Raw genomic sequence first — 24,987 nt, 5'->3', positions numbered from 1 at the left:
CACCATCCGAAAGCCGTATGCCGTCGGACAACCGCTCACCCGTGACCGGGGCAGCCCGTCCGACGTACGTCCGGCGCGCCCCGACCCCGCCGCCCCGCGCTCAGGCTTCCTTTTCGCCCTCCGCTCAAGAAAGAGACCCCCCTCATGACCGCTGGCAACCGAGACGTGCACACCTGGCTGACGGAGCGCGTGGCGACCTACCTGCGCCGTTCGCCCGAGGACATCGACACGTCCGTACCGCTGGCCGACTACGGCCTGGACTCGCTGACGGCGCTGGCCATCACCGCCGACATCGAGGACGAGTTCGAGGTGACCGTCGACGACGCGTTGACCTGGGACCACCCCACGGTCGACGCGCTGGGCACGGTCCTGTCCGAACTGGTCGGCGGGCAGCCGGAGGCGGCACGGACGAGCGAGAAGCAGGCCTGACCATGAGCGACGCCGTATCGACGAACCCGGGCCTGCCGCTCACGGCGGCCCAGCACGGAGTGTGGGTCGCCCAGCGCCTCGCCCCCGACAGCCCCCAGTACACGTGCGGCATCTACTACGACGTCCCCGGACGGGTGGACCGCGCCCTGCTCGCCCGTGCCGTGGAGCGGGCGGTGGCCGAGACCGAGGCGCTGCGGGTCCGCTTCCACGACGACGGGGAGACGGTCCGGCAGACGGTCGACCCGTCCGTCACGGGCGGGCTGGAGTACCTCGACCTCAGCGGCGAGGCCGATCCGGCCGGGGCCGCCCGCGCCTGGATCGACGCCGACCAGGCCCGACCCGTCCCGGTCACGGGCGACCGGTTGTTCCGGCACACTCTGCTGCGGCTCGGCCCCGACCGGCACTGGTTCCACTTCCGCTACCACCACATCCTCCTCGACGGCTACGGACAGGTCCTGCACTGCCGCCGCCTGCTGGAGGTCTACACGGCACTCGCCGCGGGCGAGCAGCCGCCCGCGAGCGGCTTCGGCACCCTGCGCGAGGTCCTGGCCGAGGAGAACGCCTACCTCGGCTCCACCCGCCGGGAGCGCGACGGCGCCTACTGGCGGCGCGCGTTCGCCGACCTGCCGGAGTCCACCGAACTGGGGCGTGCGGTGACAGTCCCGCCTGCCGCCCGACGCCTGGCACGCACTCTCGCCCCAGGCTCCGGCGCCACCGGACTCGCGCCCAGCCTGCCCGGTGCGACCGGCCGCCTGCCGGAGGCCGACGCGCTCAGGGTGCGCGGGCTCGCCGGGTCCCGCTGGTCCCTGCCGGTGATCGCCGCCATGGCGGCCCACACCCACCGCGTCACCGGCGCCCACGACGTCCTCGTCCGCGTCTTCATGGCCGCCCGGCTCAGTCCGCACGCCCTGGCGACACCCGCCATGCTCGTCAACGACGTCCCGCTGCGGATACCCGTCGACGGCTCCACCACCTTCGCGGAACTGCTGGACCGGGTCGCCGCCCGCCTGGCCGAGGCGACCCGCCACCAGCGGTACCCGCACGACGACCTGCGCCGCGATCTCTCGGCCGCGGCCCACCCGGGCACCCTGAGCGGTCCGTCCGTGAACGTCCTCTCCTTCGCCGCCGCCCGCCTGCCGTTCGGCCCCACCGAGGCCGAGGCGCACCAGCTCGCCTCCGGCCCGGTACGCGACCTCGCCCTGCACGCGTACGGCGACCCCGAGGCGGGCGACGGCATCGAGCTGACCGTCAACGCCCACCCCGGCCGCTTCACCCCCGAGACCGCCGCCGCCCACCGCGACCGCTATCTGCGCCTGCTCACCGCGGTCACCGAGCGGCCGGACCTGCCCATCGGCGCCGTCGACCTGCTCGACGACGCGGAACGGGAGCGCTTCCACGCCCGCAACGACACCGGCCACCCGACGGACCCGCGCTCTCTGGTGGACCTGTTCGAGGCCCAGGACCCGGCCGCCGAGGCCGTCGCTTTCGAGGGCGAGCGGCTGACGTACGGCGAACTCAACGCCCGTGTCAACCGTCTCGCGCACGCCCTGCGCGGGCGGGGCGTGGGACCGGAGTCGCGGGTGGCGGTGGCGTTGCCCCGCTCGCCCGACCTGATCGTCGCGCTGTGGGCGGTGCTGAAGACCGGTGCGGCGTACGTGCCCGTCGAGACCGGTTACCCGGCCGACCGGATCGCCTACGTCCTCGCCGACTCCCGGGTGGCGTTCGTGATCGACGAGGACAACGTGCGCTCCCTCGGCGACGGCGAGCCCGACACGAACCCCGGCGTCGCCCCGCGAGGGGACAACGCCGCGTACGTCATCCACACCTCGGGCACCACCGGCCGCCCCAAGGGCACCGTCGTCACCCACGCCGGCATCACCCACATGCTCGCCTGGATGCAGCACGAGTACCGGCTCACCCCGGCGGACCGGGTCGTGCACAAGACGCCGGTCGGGTTCGACGTGTCGGTGTGGGAGGTGTTCTGGACCCTCACCCGTGGCGCGACCCTCGTCGTCGCCCGCCCCGACGGCCACCGCGACCCGGCCTACCTGGCCCGACTGGTCCGCGACGAACGCGTGACCGTCATCCACTTCGTGCCCGCGATGCTCGGCCCCTTCCTCGACGAGTACGCGTACCTGCCCACGGACGCCCTGCGCATGGTCAGCTGCGGCGGCGAGGCACTGCCCGCCGGGCTCGCCGACCGCTTCCACCGCGAGTGCGGCGGCCGGCTGCACAACTCCTACGGGCCCACCGAGTTCTCGGTGACCGCGACCTCCCACGCCTGCGTGCCCGGCGAGCCCGTCACGATCGGCACGCCCACCCACGACTCGCGTGCCTACGTGCTGGATCCGGCCCTGGGACCGGTGCCGGACGGCGTCACCGGAGAGCTGTACCTGGCGGGCGTCCAGCTCGCCCGCGGATACTTCGACCGCCCCGGCCCGACCGCCGAGCGCTTCGTCGCCGACCCCCACGGCCCGGCCGGCACCCGCATGTACCGCACCGGCGACCTGGTGCGCCGCCGGGCGAGCGGCGACCTGGAGTTCGTCGGACGCGCCGACGACCAGATCAAGATCAACGGACAGCGGGTCGAACCCGCGGAGGTCGAGGCCGTGCTGGCGTCGGTGCCCGGCGTCGAACAGGCCGTGGTCCTCGTCCACGACTCCGCCGCGGGAGCCCGGCAACTCGTCGGCTATGTGACCGGCACGCCGCAGGCCGACCCCCGGGCTCACCTCGCGGCCCTGCTGCCCGCCCACATGGTGCCGGTGAGCGTGCTCCTCCTGCCGTCGATCCCGGTGACCCCCAACGGCAAGACCGACCGCCGTGCCCTGCCCGTCCCGGCCCGGCCGGAGAGCGGACGCGCACCCGGAACCGCCACCGAGCACCTCCTGCACACCCTCGCCGCCGAACTCCTCGGCCGCCCCGAACTGGGTGTGGACGACGACCTGTTCGCCCTCGGCGCGGACAGCATCCACGCCATCCAGCTCGTCAGCCGCGCCCGCCGCCAGGGCCGGCACCTCACTCCCCAGGACGTCTTCGACCACCCGACGGTCGCGCGGCTCGCCCTCGTGGCCACGACGGCACCGACGTCCCCGTCCGTCGAGGACGACCCGGTCGGCGCACTCCCCGAGACGCCCATGGCCCGGCGCCTCGCCGAACGCGGCGGTCCCGTCGACGGGTTCGCCCAGTCCCTCCTCCTCGCCGCCGCGCCGGAACTGTCGTACGACCGGCTGTCCGCCGCCCTGCAGAAGGTGCTCGACCACCACGCCGCGCTGCGTATGCGCGGCCGGCACATCCGGCCCGTGGGCGCCGTACGGGCCGAGGACTGCCTGACGCGCGCCCGGGACGAGGACGTGGCCGGACAGAAGGAGGCCGCGCGCCGCGCGCTGTCGCCGGACGACGGTGTGATGGTGCGGGCGGTGTGGTTCGAGTCCGGCCGACTGCTGCTCGTTCTCCACCACCTGGTCGTCGACGGTGTGTCCTGGCGCATTCTGCTGAGCGACCTCGCCGAGGCGCTCGCGGGCGCCGAGCTGTCCCCGCCCGGGGCCTCGTTGCGCCGGTGGGCCGGACACCTACGTGCCCCCGTCGACGAACTCCCGCTGTGGACGGACCTGTTGTCCACCCCGGAACCCGTGCTCGGCACCCGGTCCCTCGACCCGGCCCGAGACTGCCACGGCACGGCCCGCTCGGTCACCGTCACCGTCCCGGCCGACCTCACCGCCACCCTGCTGACGACCCTCCCCACCGCCTACCGGGCGACCCCGGACGACATCCTGCTCGCCGCGCTCTCGGCGGCCGTACAGCGCCACCGGGGCGAAGGACCGGTCCTGGTCGACCTGGAGGGCCACGGCCGCGACCACCTGCCCGACGGGATGGACCTGTCCACCACCGTCGGCTGGTTCACCCGCATCCACCCGGTGCGCCTGGGCCCCGGCACCGAGACCGGCGCCCACCTGATCAAGCGCACCAAGGAGGAGCTGCGCGCGATCCCGCACGGCGGTCGCGGCCACGACCTGCTGCGCGACCGGCTCACCGGACTGCCGGCACCGCAGATCTCCTTCAACTACCTGGGCCGCCTGGACGCCCACGACCTCGGCGGCTGGCACCTCGCCGACGGCGCGACGGCCGTGGAACTCCTCGCCGACGACGGCCTGGCGCTCACCCACGCCCTCCAGATCGACGCCCACGTCCGGGACGGCGAGCTGACCGCCGAGTGGACCTACCCCCCGGGCGTCCTCACGGAGACCGACGTACGCGCCCTCGCCGAGGCGTGGACGGGAGCCCTGGCCGAACTGGCCGCGCACACGCGAGGCGGACTCACCGTCTCCGACGTACCCCTCGTCCGGATCACCCAGGAGGAACTGGACAGGTTCCGCGGCGCCACGGACGTCCTGCCGCTCTCCCCGCTCCAGGAGGGCCTGCTCTTCCTCGCGCTGTACGAGCCCGACGACCCGTACGTCGGCCAGCTCGTCCTGGAATTCGACGGCGGCTTCGACCCTGACCGGATGCGGGCCGCCGCCACCGCCCTCCTGCACCGCCACCCGAACCTGCGCGCCGCCTTCCGCAGCCGCTCGGCGGGCGCCCCCGTCCAGGTCGTCCCCGCCGACGTCAAGGTGCCCTGGGAGGAGCGCGACGAGGACGACCTGGAGGCGTTCCTCGCCCGTGACCGCGCCCGCGGCTTCAGCGTCGTCCGGCCGCCCCTGCTGCGGTTCACCGCGCTCGGCGACCGCCTGGTGCTGACCCACCACCACCTGCTGCTGGACGGCTGGTCCCTGCCGCTGCTGGTACGCGATCTGTGCACGCTGTACGGCGGCACCGAACTGCCCCCGGCCGCCCCGTACCGCGACTACCTGGCCTGGCTCGACGGTCAGGACCACGAGGCCGCGGCCGAGGCGTGGCGCGACCACCTCGCCGGTCTGGCCGCACCCACCCTGCTCGCCCCCGCCGACCGCACCTCGGACGGGCACGACGTCCACGAGCTCGTCCTGTCCGAGGCGCTGACCGACACCCTCGCGGCGACGGCCCGTGCGCACCGGCTCACCCTGAACACCGTGGTGCAGGGCCTGTGGGGCCTGCTGCTCGGTGCCTTCACGGGACGGGACGACGTCGTGTTCGGCGCGACCGCGGCCGGGCGTCCGCCCGAGCTGCCCGGCGCGGAGTCGATGGTCGGCATGTTCGTCAACACCCTGCCGGTCCGGGTGCGGATCGACCGGGACGAGCCGCTGGCGGCGCTGCTGGCCCGGCTCCAGCACGAGCAGCGCTCGCTCGACGCCCATCAGCAGGCGTCACTGGCGGAGATGACCCGCTCGTCCGGCTTCGACGCCCTGTTCGACACCGTCGTCGCCTTCGAGAACTACCCGATGGACGACGGCATCGAGGCCGGCGGACTGCGCCTCGCCCACGCCCGACTCGTCGAGCGCACGCACTACCCGATCAGCCTCTCCGTCTTCCCCGAAGAGCGGCTGCGGCTGCGACTGTCCCACCTCACCGGTGCGTTCGACGCGTCGGCGATCACGCGGATCGCCGGTCTGCTGGCCGACCTGATGGGCCGCGCGGCGGCCGGACTCGACGTCCCGGCCGGCGAGCTGACCGCGGTGAGCGAAGAGGACCGGCTGCTGGTCACCGGCGTCCAGGCGGCCGACGCTCCCGCGAGGACCGCCCCCACCGTCAAGGGCGGTGAACCCCCCTCCGAACCCCGCTCGCCCGAGGAGCGGACGCTGTGCGCCATCGTCGCCGACGTCCTCGGTGTCGAACAGGTCGGCGTCCACGACGAGTTCTTCGCACTCGGCGGCACCTCGATCCTGATGATCCGGCTGGTCCACCGGGTGCGCGACGAGTTCGGCGTCGACCTGTCCCTGCGGGACGTCTTCGCCGGCCCGACCGTCGCCGGCGTCGCCGAACGGCTGACCCTGGTCGCCCCGCAGGCCAAGCGCATCACGGCGGAGGAGCGTCCCGGCCGCGTCCCGCTGTCGTTCGCCCAGGAACGCATGTGGTTCCTGCACCGGCTCCAGGGCGCCTCGGGGACGTACAACATCCCGATCCAGATCCGGCTCGACGGTGCCCTCGACGCGGACGCGCTCGGTGCCGCGTTCGCCGACCTGGTCGCCCGCCACGAGGCGCTGCGCACCCTGTATCCGGAGGACACCGAGGGGCCCCACCAGATCGTCCTGCCCGCGGACACCCGCTTCACCATGGAGTTCGTACGGGACGCGGAGCCCGACCTCGTCGCCGACTCGGCGCGCGCCTTCGATCTGACCCGCGACCTGCCCCTGCGGGCGACGCTGTACGAGACCGGGCCCCAGCGGCACATCCTGCTGCTGGTCATGCACCACATCGCGGCGGACGGCGCCTCGCTGCGCCCGATCGCCGAGGACATCACCTCCGCCTATCGCGCCCGGACCGGCGGCGAGGCGCCCGGTTTCCCCGAACTGACCGTCCAGTACCCGGACTTCGCCATCTGGCAGCGCGAGACGCTCGCCGCGGACCTGCCCCGCCAGATCGACTACTGGAAGCGGCACCTCGACGGGCTCCCGCCCGAGGTCACCTTCCCGGGCGACCGACCGCGCCCGGCGGTCGCCACCCACCGCGGTGACCACGTGGAGTTCCCCATCGACCCGGAGCTGTACCAGCGGATGCTGGACCTCGCCGGCCGTACCCGCACCACCCCGTTCATGATCCTCCAGGCCGCCGTGTCGCTGCTGCTGACCCGGCTCGGCGCGGGCGAGGACATCCCCCTCGGCGGTGTGATCGCCGACCGGCCCGACTCGGTGCTCGACGACGTGGTCGGCGTGTTCATCAACACCCTCGTCTACCGCATGGACACCTCCGGCGACCCGAGCTTCGAGGACCTGCTGGCCCGCGTCCGGGAGACCGGTCTCGCCGCCTACGCCCACCAAGGTGTCCCGTTCGAACGCCTTGTGGAGGAGCTGAACCCGGAGCGCTCCCGCTCCCGGCACGCCTTCTTCCAGGTGATGCTGGCCTGGCTGGACCTCACCGAGGCCCGCTTCGAGCTGCCCGGCGTCACCGCCGACCCCGGCCCGGTGACCAGCGGCACCGCCAAGTTCGACGTGCACTTCGACTGCCACGTCCACGAGGGCGGCGGGCTGCTGTGTCGCCTGGAGTACGCCACCGACCTGTACGACCGCCGCACGGCGGAGAGCTTCGCGGCCCGGTTCGTCCGCGTCCTGGAGGGCGTCACCGCCGATGCCGGGCAGCGGCTGTCCGAGGTCGACGTGCTCGGCGCCGACGAACGCGCCCTCGTGCTCACGGGCTGGAACGACACCGCGGTGGCGTTCGACGGCGAGGGCTCCGCGGTCGAGCTGCTGGAGGCGCGCGCGGCCCGGAACCCCGACGCCGAGGCGGTCCGGTTCGAGGGCGAGCGTGTCACGTACGGCGAGTTCGACGCCCGGGTGAACCGGCTCGCCCACGCCCTGCGCGAGCGGGGCGTCGGACCCGAGTCACGGGTCGCCGTGATGCTGCCGCGCTCGGTCGACCTGATGGTGGCCCTGTGGGCGGTGCTCAAGGCGGGTGCCGCGTATGTGCCGATCGACACCGGCTATCCGGCCGACCGGATCGCGTACATCCTCGCCGACTCCGGCGCCCGGCTGCTGATCTCCGACCGGGACGTGGACGGCTTCGAGCGGATCGCACCCGACGCCGAGGGCCCCACGGAGAACCCGGGGGTGACGGCCCACGGCGACAACGCCGCGTACGTCATCTACACCTCGGGCTCCACCGGCCGCCCCAAAGGCACGGTCACCACGTACGCGGGCATGGCGAACCGGCTGTGGTGGATGCAGCGCGACCACCGGCTCTCCCCCGGAGAACGGGTGCTGCAGTCCACTCCGGTGAGTTTCGACGTGTCGGTGTGGGAGGTCTTCTGGACCCTCATGTACGGCGGCACCCTCGTCGTGGCCCGCCCCGACGCTCACCGCGACCCGCTCCACCTGGAGCGGCTGATGCGCGAGGAGTCCGTCGCGGTCGTGCACCTCAGCGCGTCCATGCTCGGCGCCTATCTGGCCGAGACCCGGCTGCCGGACTCCGTCCGCCTGGTCGTCTCCGGCGACGAGGCCCTGCCCGCCGAGCTGGTCCGCCGATTCCACGAGTACGCGGAGGACGAGGCCGCCGTGCTCCTCAACGCCTACGGCCCCACCGAGGCCGCCGTCGACGTCACCGCCTGGGCCGCGCCGCCCGACACCGAGACCGTGCTGATCGGCGGGCCCGTCGCCAACACCCGCGCCTATGTGCTCGACGCGACGCTGGCGCCGGTCGCCCCCGGGGCACCCGGGGAGCTGTACGTCGAGGGCGTCCAACTGGCCCGCGGCTACCTGGACCGGCCCGCCCTGACCGCCGAGCGGTTCGTCGCGAGCCCGTACGGGCCGCCCGGGGCGCGGATGTACCGCACCGGGGACGTGGCGCGCTGGACAGCGGACGGCGAGCTGGAGTACCTCGGGCGCGCCGACAACCAGGTCAAGCTGCGCGGCTTCCGCGTCGAACTCGGCGAGATAGAGGACGCGCTCGCCGACCACCCGGCCGTCGCCCGGGCCGCCGCGGCCGTGCACGGGCAGTGGCTCGTCGGATACGTCGTGCCCGTAGCCCAAGGCGTCCCGGTCGACGCCGAGGAGCTGCGCGACCGGCTCACGGCACGGCTGCCGGAGTACATGGTCCCGGCCCAGATCGTCGAGCTGGACACCCTGCCGCTCACCCCGAACGGCAAGCTCGACCGCAAGGCCTTGCCCGTGCCGGAGCAGACCCACGCCTCCGGGCGCGGGCCGCGCACCCCGCAGGAGGAGATCCTGTGCGGGCTGTTCGCCGAGGTGCTCGATGTGGGCGAGGTCTCGATCGACGACGACTTCTTCGCGCTCGGTGGCCACTCCCTGCTGGTGACCCGGCTGGCCGGCCGCATCCGGGCCGCGCTGGACGTCGACCTCGAACTGTCGGTGCTGTTCGAGGCGACGACCGTGGCGAAGCTCGCGTCCCGGCTCGCCGGGAGCGGACCGCGCCGCGGCGGCGTCACCGCACAGCCGCGCGACGGGCGCCTGCCGCTGTCGTACGCCCAGGAACGGCTGTGGTTCCTGCACCGCTTCGAGGGCCCCTCCCCGACGTACAACCTGCCCGTCGCGCTGCGGCTGACCGGTGACCTCGACGTGGCTGCCCTCACCGCGGCCCTGGACGACCTGGCGCGGCGGCACGAGGCACTGCGTACGGTCTTCGCCGAGGACGGGCACGGCCCCCACCAGGTGGTCCTGCCGGCCGTGCCGCCGCTGACCGTCGTCCGCGCCGACGAGGACGTGCTCGACGAGCGGCTCGCCGACGCCGTCCGCACCCCGTTCGATCTTTCCGCCCAACCCCCGCTGCGCGCCACGCTGTTCGACCTCGGAGCGGGCGAGCACGTGCTGCTCCTCGTCCTGCACCACATCGCCGGCGACGGCGCCTCCATGGCCCCGCTCGCCCGCGACCTCGCCACCGCGTACGCGGCCCGGGCCCGGGGAGCGGAGCCCGACTGGGCTCGACTCCCGGTCCAGTACGCCGACTTCGCGGTGTGGCAGCGGCGCGCGCTGGGCGAGGCCGACGACCCGGACAGCTCCCTCTCCCGCCAGCTCGACCACTGGCGGACGACGCTCACCGGGCTGCCCGAGCAGATGGAGCTGCCCTTCGACCGGCCCCGGCCCGCCGTGCCCACCCACCGCGGCGACACGGTGCCCTTCACGGTCGAGCCCGAGGTCCACGAGGCCCTGGTCCGGCTCGCCCGCGAACACCACACGACCGTCTTCATGGTCGTGCACGCCGCTCTGGCCACCCTGTTGCACCGGCTCGGCGCGGGCGACGACATCGTGATCGGCTCACCGGTCGCCAACCGCACCGACGACGCCCTGACGCCCCTGGTCGGCTACTTCGCCAACAACCTCGTGCTGCGCACCGACCTGACCGGCGACCCCGGCTTCACCGAGGTGCTGCGCCGGGTGCGGGCCACCGACCTGGCCGCCTACGCGAACCAGGACGTGCCGTTCGAGCGGGTCGTGGAGGTGGTCAACCCGGCGCGCTCCACCGCCCGGCACCCGCTGTTCCAGACCGGCCTGAACTTCAACAACGCCGACCAGCAGGCGGCTCTCGACCTCGCCGTGGACCTGCCGGGCCTCACCGCGCGCGTACGGCCGGTCGCGTCGCCCGCCGCCAAGTTCGACCTGTCGTTCTTCCTCACGGAACGGCCCGAGGGCGGGGTGCACGGGCTCCTGGAGTTCGCCACCGACCTGTTCGACCGCGACTCGGCCGCCCGCATCGCCGAGCGCTTCACCCGACTGCTCACCGCCGTCACCGCCGAACCCGGCCGTCCGGTGGGGGAGTTCGACGTCGTGGACGCCGACGAGCGGCGGCTGCTGCTCACCGAGTGGAACACCACCGGCCACGAGGTGCCGTCCCAGACCCTCACCGACCTGATCGAGGCCCAGAGCGCCCGCACACCGGACGAGCCCGCGGTCGTCTTCGGCACCACGGAGCTGTCGTACGCCGAACTCGACGCCCGCGCCAACCGGTTGGCCCGGCATCTGATCGGCCTGGGGGCCGGTCCTGAGCGTTATGTCGCCGTGCTGATGCCGGTGTCCGAGCACATCCCGGTGACGCTGCTGGCCGCCCTGAAGACCGGCGCCGGCTATCTGCCGCTCGACCCGGCCCACCCGGCCGACCGGCTCGCCTTCATGCTGGGGGACATCGCGCCGGTCGCCGTGGTCACCACGGCCGAACTCGCCGAGACCGTCCGCTCGTCGACGCAGGCCCCGGTCGTGCTGACGGACGACCCCGCGATCGCGGAGCAGCCGTCCGGCCCACTCACCGCTGTCGTCCGGCGGCCCGAACACGCCGCGTTCGTCATCTTCACCTCGGGCTCGACCGGGCGGCCCAAGGCGGTCGTCGTCGAACACCGCTCGCTGGTCGCCTATCTGGCCTGGGCGACCCACGAGTACGAGAGCCTGCGCCGACGCGTCCTGGTGCACTCGCCGGTCTCCTTCGACCTCACCGCCACCGGCATGTTCGGCCCGCTGATCTCCGGCGGCACCGTGGAACTGGTCCGCTGGACCGCGAGCGGCCCCGACCCGGACGCCCACGTCACCCGGCCCGACTTCGTCAAGGCCACCCCCAGCCATCTGCACCTGCTCGGCGCGGTGCCCGAGGAGTACTCGCCGGGCGGACAGCTCGTCCTCGGCGGCGAGTCCCTCCTCGGCGACGTGCTGGACGCCTGGCGCGCCCGGCACCCCGGGGTGACCGTCCTCAACGAGTACGGCCCGACCGAGACCACCATCGGCTGCAGCCTGTTCCGCATCGAACCCGGCGACCCCGTCCCGCCCGGCGTCGTCACCATCGGCACCCCCGCCTGGAACACGCGGATGTACGTGCTGGACGCGCTCCTGCGCCCGGCACCCCTCGGCACCGCCGGCGAACTGTACGTCGCGGGCGACCTCGTCACCCGCGGCTACCACGGCCGCCCCGGCCTGACCGCCGGGCGCTTCGTCGCCAGCCCGTTCGGCCCGCCCGGGTCCCGTATGTACCGCACGGGCGACCTGGCCCGCTGGACGGCCTCCGGGCGGCTGGAGTTCGTCAGCCGCGTGGACGACCAGGTGAAGATCCGCGGCTTCCGCATCGAACTCGGCGAGGTGGAGGCCGTCCTCACCGCCCGGCCGGGCATCGACGCGGCCGCCGTGGTCGTCCGCGAGGACACCCCCGGCGACAAGCGCCTCGTCGCCTATGTCGTGCCGGAGCAGGGTCGTCCGGCGGACCTGGCCGCCCTGCGCGCCGCCGCGGCGCGGGCCCTGCCCGACTACATGGTCCCGGCCGCCTTCGTCGTCCTGGAGACCCTGCCCCTGACCGCCAACGGCAAGATCGCCCGCAAGGCGCTGCCCGCCCCCGACCTCACCGCCGAGGGCACGGGCAGGCCGCCCGCCGAGGGCACGGAGCGGCGGGTGGCGGACCTCTTCGCCGCCGTCCTCGGAGTGCCCGGTGTGGGCGCCGACGACGACTTCTTCCGGCTCGGCGGCCACTCCCTGCTCGTCGCCCGGCTGGTCAACCGGATCCGCGCCGACCTCGGAGCGGAGCTGTCCATCCGGGAGGTCTTCGAGCACCCGACCGTCGCCGGACTCGCGGAACTGCTGTCGGGCCGGCCGACGCAGGGCTCCCGGCCCCCGCTCGTCCGGCGCGAACGGCCCGAGCGGGTGCCCCTGTCGGCGGCGCAACGGCGGATGTGGTTCCTCGACCGGCTCGACGGCCCGTCGCAGACGTACACCATCCCCGTCGTCCTGCGGATGACCGGCGCCCTCGACCGGGGCGCCCTGCGGGACGCCTTCGGTGACCTGGTGCGGCGACACGAGGTGCTGCGCACGGTGATCGCCGACGGACCCCAGGGGCCGTACCAGGTCGTCGTCGACACGAAGCCGCGCTTCGCGATCCGGTCGTTCGACCCGGCCGACTTCGACGCGGGGGTGGCGGAGGCCGCCCGGATGCCGTTCTCCCTGGACCACCAACTGCCCGTCCGCGCCGTGCTGTTCACCGACGGGGAGCGGGAACACGTCCTGCTGCTGCTCCTGCACCACATCGCGGGCGACGGCGCGTCCATGCGGCCCCTCGCCGAGGACCTCTCCACGGCCTACGCCGCCCGCCTCGCCGGCCGCGCCCCCGACTGGGCTCCGCTGCCCCTCCAGTACGCCGACTACGCGCTGTGGGAGCGGGAACTGCCCGCCGACCGGTTCGACTTCTGGACGAAAGAGCTGGCCGGGATCCCCGACCAGATCGAGCTGCCCACCGACCGGCCCCGGCCCGCCGTCGCGTCCCAGCGCGGTGGCACGGTGCCCTTCACGGTGCCGGCCGGACTGCGCGGCCGTGTCGACGCGCTCGGCCGTGACCGCGGCGCCAGCGCCTTCATGGTGCTGCACGCCACGCTCGTCACCCTGCTGACCCGGCTGGGCGCCGGCGACGACATCGTGATCGGAACCCCCGTGGAGGGCCGCCCGGACACCGCGCTCGAAGACCTCGTCGGGCTCTTCGCCAACACCCTGGTGCTGCGCGCCGACACCTCCGGCGACCCCGCGTTCGTAGAACTGCTCGACCGGGTGCGCGCGGCGGACGTAGCGGCGTACGACCACTCCGACGTGCCGTTCGAGCAGCTGGTCGAGGTCCTCAACCCGGTGCGCTCGCGCTCCCGGCACCCCCTGTTCCAGGTCATGCTGACGGTCAATCAGGAGGCGACCGCGCCCACGCTGCCCGGACTCGAGGTGACCGTCGGGGACGTGCACGGCGACCATGCCAAGTTCGACCTGTCGCTGACGCTCACCGAGAGCCGCGAGGGCGGCTGGTCCGGATCGGTCGAGTACGCCTCGGACCTGTTCGACCGCGCCACCGCCGAGGATGTCGCCGCCCGCTATCTGCGCCTGCTGGAGGAGGTGACCGCCGACCCGGCCCGTCCCGTGCACGCCCTGCCCGTGCTCACCCCCGCCGAACGCGAGGACGTGCTCGTCCGGCGGGGTGGCACCGCCCGGCCGCTGCCGCAGGCGTCGCTGCCGGAGATGTTCGAGGCGCAGGTGGCGCGCACCCCGCACGCCGTGGCCGTCGTCTCGGAAGGTACGGAGTTCTCAGACGGTACGGAGCTCCCGGACGGCACGGAGCTGACGTACGACGAGCTGAACCGCCGCGCCGACCGGCTCGCCCGGCACCTGATCGGGCTCGGGGCGGGACCGGAGACCGTCGTCGCGGTGGTGCTGCCGCGCCGCCCGGACGTGGTCGTGGCGCTGCTCGCGGTCCTGAAGACCGGGGCGGCGTACCTGCCCATCGACACCGCCAACCCTCCCGCCCGTGTCGCCGCACTGGTCGCCGACGCGGGGGCGCGGATCGTGCTCGACGAGGAGACCTTCCCGGCCGGCCTGGACCATCTCCCCGACAGCGACCTGGGCCTGCCCGTGCACCCCCACCAGGCCGCCTACCTGATCTACACCTCCGGATCGACCGGCCGCCCGAAGGGAGTGGTCGTCGAACACGGGTCGCTCGCCGCCTATCTGAGCGAGGCCGTGGCGATGTACCCGGCCGCGTCCGGCGAGTCCCTGGTGCACACCTCCCTCGCCTTCGACATGCCGGTGACCACGCTGTTCACGCCACTGGTCACGGGCGGCCGGGTGCGGTTCGCGGAACTGGGCGAGGACACGCCGACCCCCGGCCTGCTCAAGGTCACCCCGAGCCATCTGCGGCTGCTGGAGTCGCTGCCGGACCGGGTGTCCGACGCCGAGGACCTGGTGATCGGCGGCGAGGCCCTGGACGGCACGGCGCTCCAGGCGTGGCGCGACCGCCACCCCGAGGCCGTAGTGGTCAACGAGTACGGCCCCACCGAGGCGACCGTCGGCTGCGTCGTCCACCGGCTCGAACCGTACGACCGCCTCGACGCGGGACCGGTACCCATCGGCCGCCCCATCGCGGGCGCACGCGCGTACGTGCTCGACGAGCACCTCCAGCCCGTCCCCGACGGCGTGTGGGGCGAGCTGTACCTCGCCGGCGCCGGACTCGCCCGCGGCTACGCCGGGCGGCCCGGCCAGAGTGCCGAGCGGTTCGTCGCCGACCCGTACGGCCCGCCCGGCACCCGGATGTACCGGGTGGGCGACCGGGCCCGATGGAACCGCGCCGGGGTGCTGGAGTACGCCGGACGCGTCGACGACCAGGTCAAGATCCGGGGTTACCGGATCGAGCCCGGCGAGATCGAGGCCGCGCTGACCGCGCTCGACGGGGTCGCACGAGCCGCCGTGATCGCCCGCGAGGACCGCCCGGGCGACAAACGATTGGTCGCCTACATCGCGCCCCGTAAGGGGCGCGGGGCAGCATCGATCAGCGGCTTCGCCGCGGGGCGCGACCAGCCCCCACTCACCCGCAGCGAACGAACTGCCCACCCAGCGGAGCGAGTCGCGCCGCTCGACACCGACGAACTGCGGGCCAAGCTCACCGCGACGCTCCCCGCGTACCTCGTACCGTCCGCCTTCGTCGAGGTCGACACGATCCCCCTGAACGCCAACGGCAAGCTCGACCGCAGGGCGCTGCCCGCCCCGCCGGACACCGCCGCCGGCACCGGCCGGGCCCCGCGCACCCCGCGGGAGGCACTGCTGTGCGGGCTGTTCGCCGAGGTGCTGGGCAGGCCCGAGGTCTCCGCCGACGACGACTTCTTCGCCCTCGGGGGCCACTCCCTCCTCGGTACCCGGCTCATCGCCCGGGTCCGAGCCGAACTGGGCGCCCGCGTCTCGGTGCGGACCCTGTTCGAGGCCTCCACGCCGGCCGCGTTCGCCGAACGGCTGGACGCCGGTCCCCCCGAGGGCGCCGACACGGACGCGCTGGCCCCGCTGCTGCCGCTGCGGAACACCTCGGCCTCCGGTACCCCGCTGTTCTGCCTGCATCACGTGGACGGGATCGGCTGGTGCTACGCGGCACTCGGCCCGCACGTCGACGACGACACGCCCGTGTACGCCGTCCAGGCCGCCGGACTCGACGGCGGCGACGAACTGCCCGGCAGCATCAGCGAGATGGCTGGGCGGTACGTCGAACTCATTCGCGAGGCCTGGCCGTCGGGACCGTACCGGCTGCTCGGTTGCTCGGCGGGCGGGCTGCTCGCCCACGAGGTGGCCGTACAGCTGCGGGAGGCCGGGGAGAGCGTCGAGGCGGTGATCATGCTCGACACCCACCTGCCCCACATCGACCATCAGGGGGCCGAACCGACCGAGCAGGAGCTGCGGGACCACGTGCCGATCCCGGAGGACGGGCCGGTGCTGCTCACGCGGGAGCTGCGGGCGGACCTGGTGCGGGTCGGCGCCCACATCCGGCGGCTCACGCTCCGGCACGTGCCCCGCACCTTCGACGGCGACGTCGTGCTCTTCCACGCCCTGCGTCCCAGCGCGCCCGGCGAGCCCCTGCTCGACCCGGCCGACTGGCGGCCCCACGTGACCGGACGGATCGACGTCCACGACGTCGATGTCGCCCACCTCGACCTCCTGCTCGGCCGGTCGGCCGAATCCATCGGCCGGACCGTGGCCGCACTCCTGCGCACCGACAACGACCCGCAGACGACCTGAAAAGGAACTGATCCGCCATGAGCAATCCCTTCGAGAACCCCGACGGCACCTACCGGGTCCTGGCCAACGACGAGGGACAGCACTCCCTGTGGCCCGACTTCGTGGCCGTGCCGGCCGGCTGGACCACCGTCTTCGGCCCCGGGGAGCGGGCCGCCTGCCTGGCGTACATCGAGCGCGAGTGGACCGACCTGCGCCCCAAGAGCCTCGTCCGGGCCATGGGCGAGTGACTCGAACAAGACGAAAGGGAACACACACGTGAGCAGCGTCGGAACGACGCAGGCGCCCCCCGGTACGGCCCCGGCGCCGTACCCCTCGGGGGCGGAGGACGGGACGGTACGCCTCGGCACTCGCACCCTGGCCGGGCTGGGCCAGGTGGCGTCGGAACTGCTGGGCCACGCCGGGGACCGGGTCGACGACCCGGCCTGGGTGAACCACGCCCGCCATGCCTGGGAGGACGGCCCCACCGAAGTACGGCGGATCGTACGGGAGTTCCGCAGGCACTCCGGACCCGACGGATGCCTCGTCCTCAGGCGGCTCCCCATCGATGCCCGGGACCTGCCCCCGACCCCCATGGTGAAGGGCTCCGTCCAGCACACGCCGTCCCTGCCGGCGGCGATGCTGCTGTTGTTCGCCGCGGGTCTGGGCGACCCGGCCGCGTTCGCGGCGGAGAAGTCCGGGGCCCTGGTCCAGGACGTGGTGCCGGTGCCCGGCCAGGAGGAGGTCCAGGGCAATGTCGGCTCGGTCGAACTCACCTTCCACACCGAGAACGCCTTCCACCCCCACCGGCCCGATTACGTCATGCTGCTGTGTCTGAGGGCCGACCACGAGGGTGCCGCCGAACTGCGCACCAGCTGCGTACGCCGCGTCCTGCCGCTGCTGACGCCCGGTACCCGGGCCGCGCTCGGCCGCCCCGAGTACGTCACCGAGCCTCCGCCGTCCTTCGGCCCGGCCGACCGGAGCACCGCGCACGCCGTGCTCACCGGCGATCCGGACGACCCCGACTGGTGCTTCGACGAGGCGGCCACCCGGGGCGTGACCCCTGAGGCCCGGGCGGCCCTCGCCGAACTCGGCGAGGTGGCCCACCGGACGTACACCGCGGTGCGCCTGCGCCCCGGCGACCTCGCCGTCGTCGACAACCGGGTGACGCTGCACGGCCGTTCGGCGTTCACCCCGCGCTACGACGGCCGCGACCGCTGGCTCCAGCGGACGTTCGCGTTCAGTGACCTCCGCCGGTCCCGCGACCACCGCCCCGGCGACGGATCGGTCCTGGTCAAGTGACGCCGCTCCGCGCCGCGTCACGAGAATCGACGAAAGGTACGTGCTGACATGACCGAGACCGACCGGACGCCCCTCACGGTGTTCGAACGTCACGAGTCGAACGTACGCAGCTACTGCCGCGACTTCCCCGTGGTGTTCGAACGAGCCGCGGGGCACCACCTCTGGGACAGCACCGGGCGCCGTTACGTGGACCTGCTGTGCGGGGCCGGATCGCTCAACTACGGGCACAACCCGCCCGCGATCGTCGAGCGGGTGATGGACTACCTCGCGGCCGGCGGACCGGTGCAGTCGCTCGACCTGCACACCGCGGCCAAGGCGGACTTCCTCGAACGCCTCACCAGCCTCGTCCTGGACCCGCGCGGACTCGGTGACTTCGTGGTGCAGTTCCCCGGCCCGGCAGGGACCCTCGCGGTCGAGGCCGCCCTGAAGCTGGCCCGCAAGGTCACCGGACGCACCGACGTGATCGCCTTCACCGGAGGTTTCCACGGCGCCTCCCTGGGAGCACTGGCCGCGACGGCCTCCCCCCTGCTGCGCGGGGCGGCGGGGGTGCCCCTGGCCGACGTCACCGTCCTCCCGTACGGCGACGCGGCCGGCCCGGACGGGAGCGACCCGGTCACCGCCCTGGAACACGCCCTGGGCCCGGACGTCCGGGCGGCCCCGCCCGCCGCGATCCTGCTGGAGACGGTCCAGGGGGAGGGCGGGCTGCACACGGCGCCCCGCCCCTGGCTCGCCAGGATCCGCGAACTCGCCGACACGACCGGCGCGTTGGTGATCGTGGACGACATCCAGGCGGGCTGCGGACGCACCGGCACCTTCTTCAGCTTCGAGGACGCCCCCGAACTCCGCCCCGACCTGGTGTGTCTGTCGAAGTCGCTCAGCGGGATGGGGCTGCCGATGGCGGCCCTGCTGATCCGGCGCGAGATCGACCAGTGGGCACCCGGCGAGCACAACGGCACCTTCCGCGGCCACAACCTCGCCTTCGTGGCGGGCTCGGCCGCCCTGGACCACTGGACCGACCCGCACTTCACCGACCACACCGCGGAACTGGCCGCCGCCATCCGCACCAGCCTCACGAGCATCACCGACGCCCTTCCGACGGGCGTCGCCGAAGTCGTCGGCAAGGGCGCGATGAGCGGACTCGGCTTCACCCGCGCCGAGACCGCGGAAGGGGTGCGGCGGGCCCTGTTCCACGCGGGTGTCGTGGCCGAGACATCCGGCCAGGGGCACGTGCTGAAGCTGCTGCCACCGCTCACGATGTCACTCACCGACTGGAAGGAGGTGGCGGACACCATCGGCGACACGGTTCTCACCACGGTGGCCGGAGCACCCGCACCTGCCGCACCGGCTTCTACGGCGGCCTGATCGACGCGCTCAGGCAGAGACCGGGCGTACTTCTCAGAACGGGGCCGGGTGGAGGAGCGGGCGGGCATACACGTCCCACAGTTTGCCGAGGAACAGCATGCCGAACCTGGCCAGCGCCGCGGCACGGGCGGCGGGGGAGGAGCCCTCCACCCGGAAGGTCGTGAGTTCCCTCAGGAGATCCGGCACGCCCAGCCGGATCACTCCCTCGGCCACCATCTCGCCGATGGTCTCCTCGCCCTCCGGCACATGGCCCCGCAGTACCTGCGTGCGCAGGGTGGTGGTCTCGCTCCACATCCGCAGCGGGTTGCCGCTCTCGACGGTTTTCACTCCGACGAGGGTGAGCGGCTTGTCCTGGTCGTCGGTGAAGTGCAGCCGGTAGCGCATCTCCTTGCGCGTGGGATCGCCGTCGTCCACGAACAGCTCGAATGTCCCGTCGGTCAGTTCCCGTACGCCGCCGAAGGCCGGGCAGTGCACCTGCCCGGTGACCGACGCGGTGTGCCGAGGGTCGCCGGTGAAGCGTTCGATGCTGTCGGTGGCGATCGTGAGGTGCACCGAGAGGCGTACGGGCGGTCCGTCCGGCCCGACGGTGACCCTGCCGCGCATGTCCTCGGTGAACCGCAGGGACACCGGCGTCTCGCGGAGCGGCTGGGGGAGAGGGCCCGCCAGCGGGATCTTCCGCTCCGCGCACCAGGAGCGAGCGGTCTCGGCCCCTCGGTTGACCGCTTCGCGCAGCCGGTCACCGCTCAAGTTGATCAGGTAGTGGAGCGGTACTTCCGCGCGTAGGACGTGCAGTTCGATGTGCCGCCCGAACTCGCCCGTGAGGCCGGACGCGATGGCGGCGTTGTTCCGCTCGACGCGGTCCACCGTGCGGCGGAAGGTGCCGTTCGCCGCCGCCTCGATGATCTGGAAGTACTCGGCCACGAAGCCGGGACGCCACTCGCCCCGTTCACTCACCGTCCAGACCACCCAGATCTCGTCGGCGCCGCGGGCGATCGCCTCCTCCAGGTTGGCGTCGGTGACGTACACCGGGTCGATGTAGGTGTCCCCGTCGATGCGCACCGGCGGGAACCACATCGGCAGCGACACGCACGCGACGAGGAAGTCCTCGGACATACGAGCGGGGGGCAGTACCTCGAGCTTCTGGCGGGTCACGTTGAAGACGTTGAAGGTGGCGTCGAGGGACGACGACCGGATCTTCTGCCAGTCCAGCCCCCACTCCGGGAAGACGTTCGCGCGGTACGCGTCGAGAGTGAACAGCGACTCGGCGAACGCCGGCCGCGCCAGCTGCCGGACGTTGACCGACACCCCGGCCAGCGGCTCGGTCCGGCGCCATGCGTCGGCGATCTCGGTCCCGGACATGCCCTGGCACATCATCGCGAGGTTGAACGAGCCGCCGCTCGCGCCGTCGACATGGTCGAAGACCAGCCCCGCCTCGTCGAGCCACACCTGCAGCACACCCGCCTGGAACGCCACTTTGAGCCCGCCGCCGGCCAGGATCAGGGACCGCTTGGTACGGGGCGGTGCGGTTTCAGTCATCGGACGCTCCCTCGGTGCGGAAGAGACGGGCAAGGGGGCCGGTCGGCTGAATACGGGGACGTACGAAGACGTCCCACACCGACCCGGCGAAGAAGGCCCCGAACCGGACCAGGGCCTCGGCCTGGCGCACGGGATTCCGGGTCCCGGTGATCCGTACGGTCGTCAGCTGCCGCAGGAAGTCCAGGGCGCCGAGCCGCAGTACTCCGGACGACAGCACCGCGCCGTCGGGTGTGTGCCCGTGGCGGATCGTCGTGTGCAGCGTCGTCGTCGCACCCCAGATGTCGAACCGCCCGTCGTCCCGCACGTCCTTGGCGCCGTCCAGCAGATAGGGCTTCCCGTCCACCCCGAAGAACGGCAGCGTGTACAGCATCCGTCGGGCGGCCGGAGCGTCTGCGGCGGTCAACAGGTTCACCACCCCGCCGGACACCTTCGCCCCCCGCACGCCGGTGACTCCTCGGACGTGCACCGTGCCCGTCGCGGCCATCGGATGGACCGGGTCGTCGAGGAAGTCGGCCAGCACCGGGGCGGTCACCGTCACCCGGAACCGGGCGGGCGCCCCCTCCTCGCGCGGATCACCGCCTCGCACGGTGCCGCCCATGGTCTCGGTGAACGCCAGCCCGGTTCCCGGGGCGCTCGGCGCCGGGGTGCCGCCCACCGGGATCAGCACGTCATCCAGCGGATCGGGCACCGGCACGGTGAACTCCCGCTCCGGCGCGCGCCATTCGGCCCGGCCGGTGATCCGGCGGATGGCCGCCTCGATGTTCCGCTCGGCCACCGCCGCGATGGTGAAGGACGGATTGACGCCCGTCGCCTCCGGCAGGCAGCCGCCGTCCAGCACGAACAGGTTCGGGTAGCCGAACACCTCGCCCCCGGTGTCGGTGACTCCGTCCGCCGGGTCGTCGGCCATCACACAGCCGCCCAGATTGTGGACCGAGACCGGAATGCGCAGGGACCGCCACAGCGGGTTGGTTCCGGACCGGCCGCCGAGCGCCGCGGCCATATCGGCGCAGAACCGTTCCTCGGTCTCGTAGAGCCCGAGATTGTCGCCGAGGTTCCACGAGACCCGCAGATCGTGGCTGACCGGGAGCAGCGAGATCCGGCCGTCGGACGTGTCCCGGCCCATCGCCAGGAACACCGCGGTGTGTTCGTCCGTACCCTCCGGCCGGGTGCCGATCCGCTCGCGCCCGGCGCTGCGGATCGCCTCCAACGCCTCGTCCTGTACGCGCAGCAGACCGGCGAAGCGCGGATCGCCCTCGTCGAGGAGCCGAACCAGCGCCGCGATCTCGCGGGGGAAGGCACCCTCCTGGAAGATGAACCAGCGGCGCCCCCTGCCGGTGCCACGGTCGTGCACGATGCCCGAGGTGATCACCGGCCCCCGGGACGGCTCCAGGGCCGCGGTGGTGCCGAAGGTGAACCCGAGGTAGTCGCCGTTGCCCGAATAACGGTGGCCGAGCCGCTCGGACAGCTTCGGCAGCGTCCGGTACTCGTCACGGCAGCGCAGCAGCAGCTCCGTGCTGTTCACCGCGCCCGCCGCCAGCACGACGACCGGCGCGCCGACCGTCTGATCGGCCCCGGTCGCGTGATCGGTGTACGTGAGCCGGTAGCCGGTGGACAGCGGTTCGATACGGGTCACCTCACAGCGCGTGGCCACCTCGGCCCCGTGCTGCTCCGCGACAGCCAGGTAGTTGAGATCGAGGGTGTTCTTCGCCTGGACGTTGCAGCCGATGTCGCATTCACCGCAGTGACGGCAGCCCGACTGGAGCACGCCGAACTTGTTGGGCCGCATCACCTCCGGCTCCCCGAGGTTCAGCGCGAGCGGGAGCAGCGCGAACTGTCCCTCGCGGCCCATCGCCCGCGCCGCCTCCCGCATCGCCGTCGTCTTCGGCGGCATCCCGAGCGGCTGCCGCTCGCTGACCAGTGTGAGGTCCAGCATCCAGGCGACGAGGTCGTAGTACGGATCGAGCTCGGCGCGGTCATAAACGCTGGGCCAGCCCCGTTCGAACCCGTCCTTGGGCACGCGGAGGTGGACATTGGCGTACAGGTGCGAGCCGCCGCCGTAGGCCGCGCCCTGGACCACGGTCATCTCGCTGAAGGGCCGTACGTCGAAGAGCCCCTGGCCCTTCGACCACAGCCAGCCGTTCAGCGGGTTGTCCCAGTTCCGGGGGAAGCTCCCCAGGGGGTAGCGCCGTCCGCGCTCCAGGACACCGACCCGCAGGCCGGCCTGGGCCAGCCGGCAGGCGGAGACCGCGCCGCCGAAACCGGTGCCGATCACGAGCGCGTCGTAATGCTGGCGCATCCGTCCCCGCCTTCCTTCCGTCATGTCCTCGATGGCGCGGGATGGGTATCCGCCATGCCTCGTGGGTCAGCTGTCCGCGGTCCGAGCTTCACCGCAGGGACGGCCGCGTGCAATTCGAGGACGCTTACGGATCGCCGTATTCCCGCGTTCCCGCGTTCCCGCATTGGCGGGCGATGAGGCCAGAAGGGTGATCTCTCGCGCATCGGTGATTGGGGGCCCGCCCATGCGCGGAAAGCGTAGATCGACTCATGGCCGGTATTGATTCCGCTCCTCGCCGCAGGGCACCGCGAGAAATGCCGACGCCTCATCATTTCCCGAACTCCCCCGACCCGGAGGTGCGCCTTGACGCAGAATCCCCCGACCGCGATCGACGTGCCGTCCCCCGACGGGCATGACGTGCGGGTGATTCGATACCTGCCGGACACCGGCGGGCTGTGGGCCGTCGACACGGAGGCTCCGTCGTACCGGCAGCTCCGGCCGTTCAACCACCCTGACGGGGAACAGAACATCCAGGCCTTGGCAACCGGCGACATGGGCGCCGCGTACGACGACATGGGCGACGGGTATGGGCAGACCGACGGATTCCCGGTCTACAAAGACCTGTCGACGCGTCTGACGGACATCGTGGAGCATCCCGATCCGGTAGCCGCCCACACCATGGCCGTCTGTTCCGGCTACGCCTATTCAGGGGCGGAAACGGTCTCGATGATCATGGCGAGGATGGGGCTCGAGAAGAACCACTGCCGTCTGGTCTCGGCAACGGTCGACGCCATGTTCATCTGCTCCAGGGCGTTTTTGGTCCAGAGCGCCGACGGCAAGGTGGTCATCCTCTGCTACAGGGGGACCGAACCGACGAACCTGGCCAACGGCCTGACCGACCTCGATGTCGAACCGGAGAGGATCAACTACCAGTTCGAAGATCCCTGCGCCAGCGTGCACGCCGGCTTCTACCGCAATGTCCGGGCGACGCGCCATGAAGTCATGGAGGCGCTGGGACGCGCCGTGGCAGGGCGGTCGGTGCGCAAACCGTGGAACGGCGAACCCGAGAGGATGCCGGGGAAGCTCGAGGCGCTGTACATCACCGGGCACAGTCTCGGAGGGGCCATGGCCGCGATGATGGCCGCGATGCTGCACAACGAGAAGAAGTACGAGGCTGTCGCCGATCTCCTCAAGGGGGTGTACACGTTCGGTCAGCCCATGATCGGCGATCCGAGTTTCGCCAGGGCCTGCGAGGACAACAAGGAATTCAGCAGGAAGATCGTTCGTTACATTCACGGCGATGATGTCATTCCGCATTTTCCGCCGGTGACGGCAGGGCCGTTCATGCACTTCGGGCGGGAGTACCGATACCGGATCTCGCATCTCCGGGAGAGTGTGTCCGGCTGGTTGAGGTACATGGGATCCTCGTACCAGCGGCAGACGGGCGAGTGGCGCGAAACGGATGTCTACACGTCGCAGATGTCGAGCTTCCTCGGGTTCGCGCTCGGCGCGTCGACGTTCGCCGCGCGGAAATCCCAGATCCTGCGGGCTCTTCCTGTCGTGTACTCACTGGAGGACCACCTTCCCGCCCATTACATCGGGACCCTGACCCCTCGTGGTGTGTCGGACGAATTCGGCGATTAGCGAGGCTGGTGCCCCGGCCGGTGGTGGGCGGTGGTGTCCTCGCGGCTCACCTCGTGGTGGTGGCCGTCGGGGCGGGGGAGGGGTTTGAGGTCGACCTGGATGCGGTGGGTGGCGTCATGGCTCACGGAGCCGCCGAGGCGGGCCTCGACCACACCGAGGCGGAGACCCGCGCCGCCTTCGCCGGCCCGGTGGAACTGCACCGAGAACTCCAGGCTGACCTGCTCCACACTGAACCGCCAGTCGCTCGCCGCGCCTTCGGCCTGGGCCCGTGCCAGCTCCGCGCGGACCGTGCCGATGGCCTCCGCGAGACCGACCGGTTCGGTGTCGCCCATGTCAACTCCCCGTCGGATTGCGTTGATTGACCGATCCAAGTTGGTTCACAAG

The 24,987-nt window shown here is 72.5% G+C and carries 9 protein-coding genes; 6 read left to right on the top strand and 3 right to left on the bottom strand.

Annotation, left to right across the window (positions count from 1 at the left end):
- Nucleotides 1–144: 144 nt before the first annotated feature.
- The 5 genes from JIX56_RS19205 to JIX56_RS19185 are packed head-to-tail and all read left to right on the top strand — an operon-like array spanning nt 145 to nt 19,148.
- Nucleotides 145–429 (top strand): acyl carrier protein, encoded by a 285-nt coding sequence (locus tag JIX56_RS19205; RefSeq protein WP_257542288.1) that lies wholly within the window; start codon nt 145–147, stop codon nt 427–429.
- Between the two features lie 2 nt (nt 430–431).
- The gene (locus JIX56_RS19200; protein ID WP_257542286.1) at nt 432–16,508 is read left to right on the top strand and encodes a non-ribosomal peptide synthetase; all 16,077 of its coding nucleotides are present in this window, start codon (nt 432–434) and stop codon (nt 16,506–16,508) included.
- Between the two features lie 17 nt (nt 16,509–16,525).
- On the top strand, nt 16,526–16,735 hold the full coding sequence (locus JIX56_RS19195) for an MbtH family protein (RefSeq protein WP_257542284.1): 210 nt from the start codon (nt 16,526–16,528) through the stop codon (nt 16,733–16,735).
- A gap of 28 nt (nt 16,736–16,763) precedes the next feature.
- Nucleotides 16,764–17,786, top strand: a complete 1,023-nt coding sequence (locus JIX56_RS19190) for a TauD/TfdA family dioxygenase (protein WP_443031842.1) — start codon at nt 16,764–16,766, stop codon at nt 17,784–17,786.
- 48 nt (nt 17,787–17,834) lie between these two features.
- The gene (locus JIX56_RS19185; protein WP_257542282.1) at nt 17,835–19,148 is read left to right on the top strand and encodes a diaminobutyrate--2-oxoglutarate transaminase; all 1,314 of its coding nucleotides are present in this window, start codon (nt 17,835–17,837) and stop codon (nt 19,146–19,148) included.
- 33 nt (nt 19,149–19,181) lie between these two features.
- Here JIX56_RS19185 and JIX56_RS19180 read toward each other — a convergent pair whose 3' ends face one another.
- On the bottom strand, nt 19,182–20,684 hold the full coding sequence (locus JIX56_RS19180; protein WP_257542280.1) for a patatin-like phospholipase family protein: 1,503 nt from the start codon (nt 20,682–20,684) through the stop codon (nt 19,182–19,184).
- The gene (locus JIX56_RS19175; RefSeq protein WP_257542278.1) at nt 20,677–22,980 is read right to left on the bottom strand and encodes a GMC oxidoreductase; all 2,304 of its coding nucleotides are present in this window, start codon (nt 22,978–22,980) and stop codon (nt 20,677–20,679) included. The genes JIX56_RS19180 and JIX56_RS19175 overlap by 8 nt, the downstream gene beginning before the upstream one ends.
- A 342-nt stretch (nt 22,981–23,322) precedes the next feature.
- Between JIX56_RS19175 and JIX56_RS19170 the strand changes: the two genes are divergently transcribed.
- A complete protein-coding gene (locus JIX56_RS19170) occupies nt 23,323–24,603 on the top strand; it encodes a lipase family protein (RefSeq protein ID WP_257542276.1) in 1,281 nt (426 codons plus the stop codon).
- Here JIX56_RS19170 and JIX56_RS19165 read toward each other — a convergent pair.
- Complete coding sequence (locus JIX56_RS19165; protein WP_257542274.1) at nt 24,600–24,935, bottom strand: trypco2 family protein; 336 nt, start codon at nt 24,933–24,935, stop codon at nt 24,600–24,602. The genes JIX56_RS19170 and JIX56_RS19165 overlap by 4 nt on opposite strands.
- Between the last annotated feature and the right edge of the window lie 52 nt (nt 24,936–24,987).

It is taken from the genome of Streptomyces sp. CA-210063 (assembly GCF_024612015.1).
Taxonomy (GTDB): Bacteria; Actinomycetota; Actinomycetes; order Streptomycetales; family Streptomycetaceae; genus Streptomyces.
The sequence above is the reverse complement of the archived record's forward strand: the minus strand, read 5'-3'. Positions and strand labels throughout refer to the sequence as shown.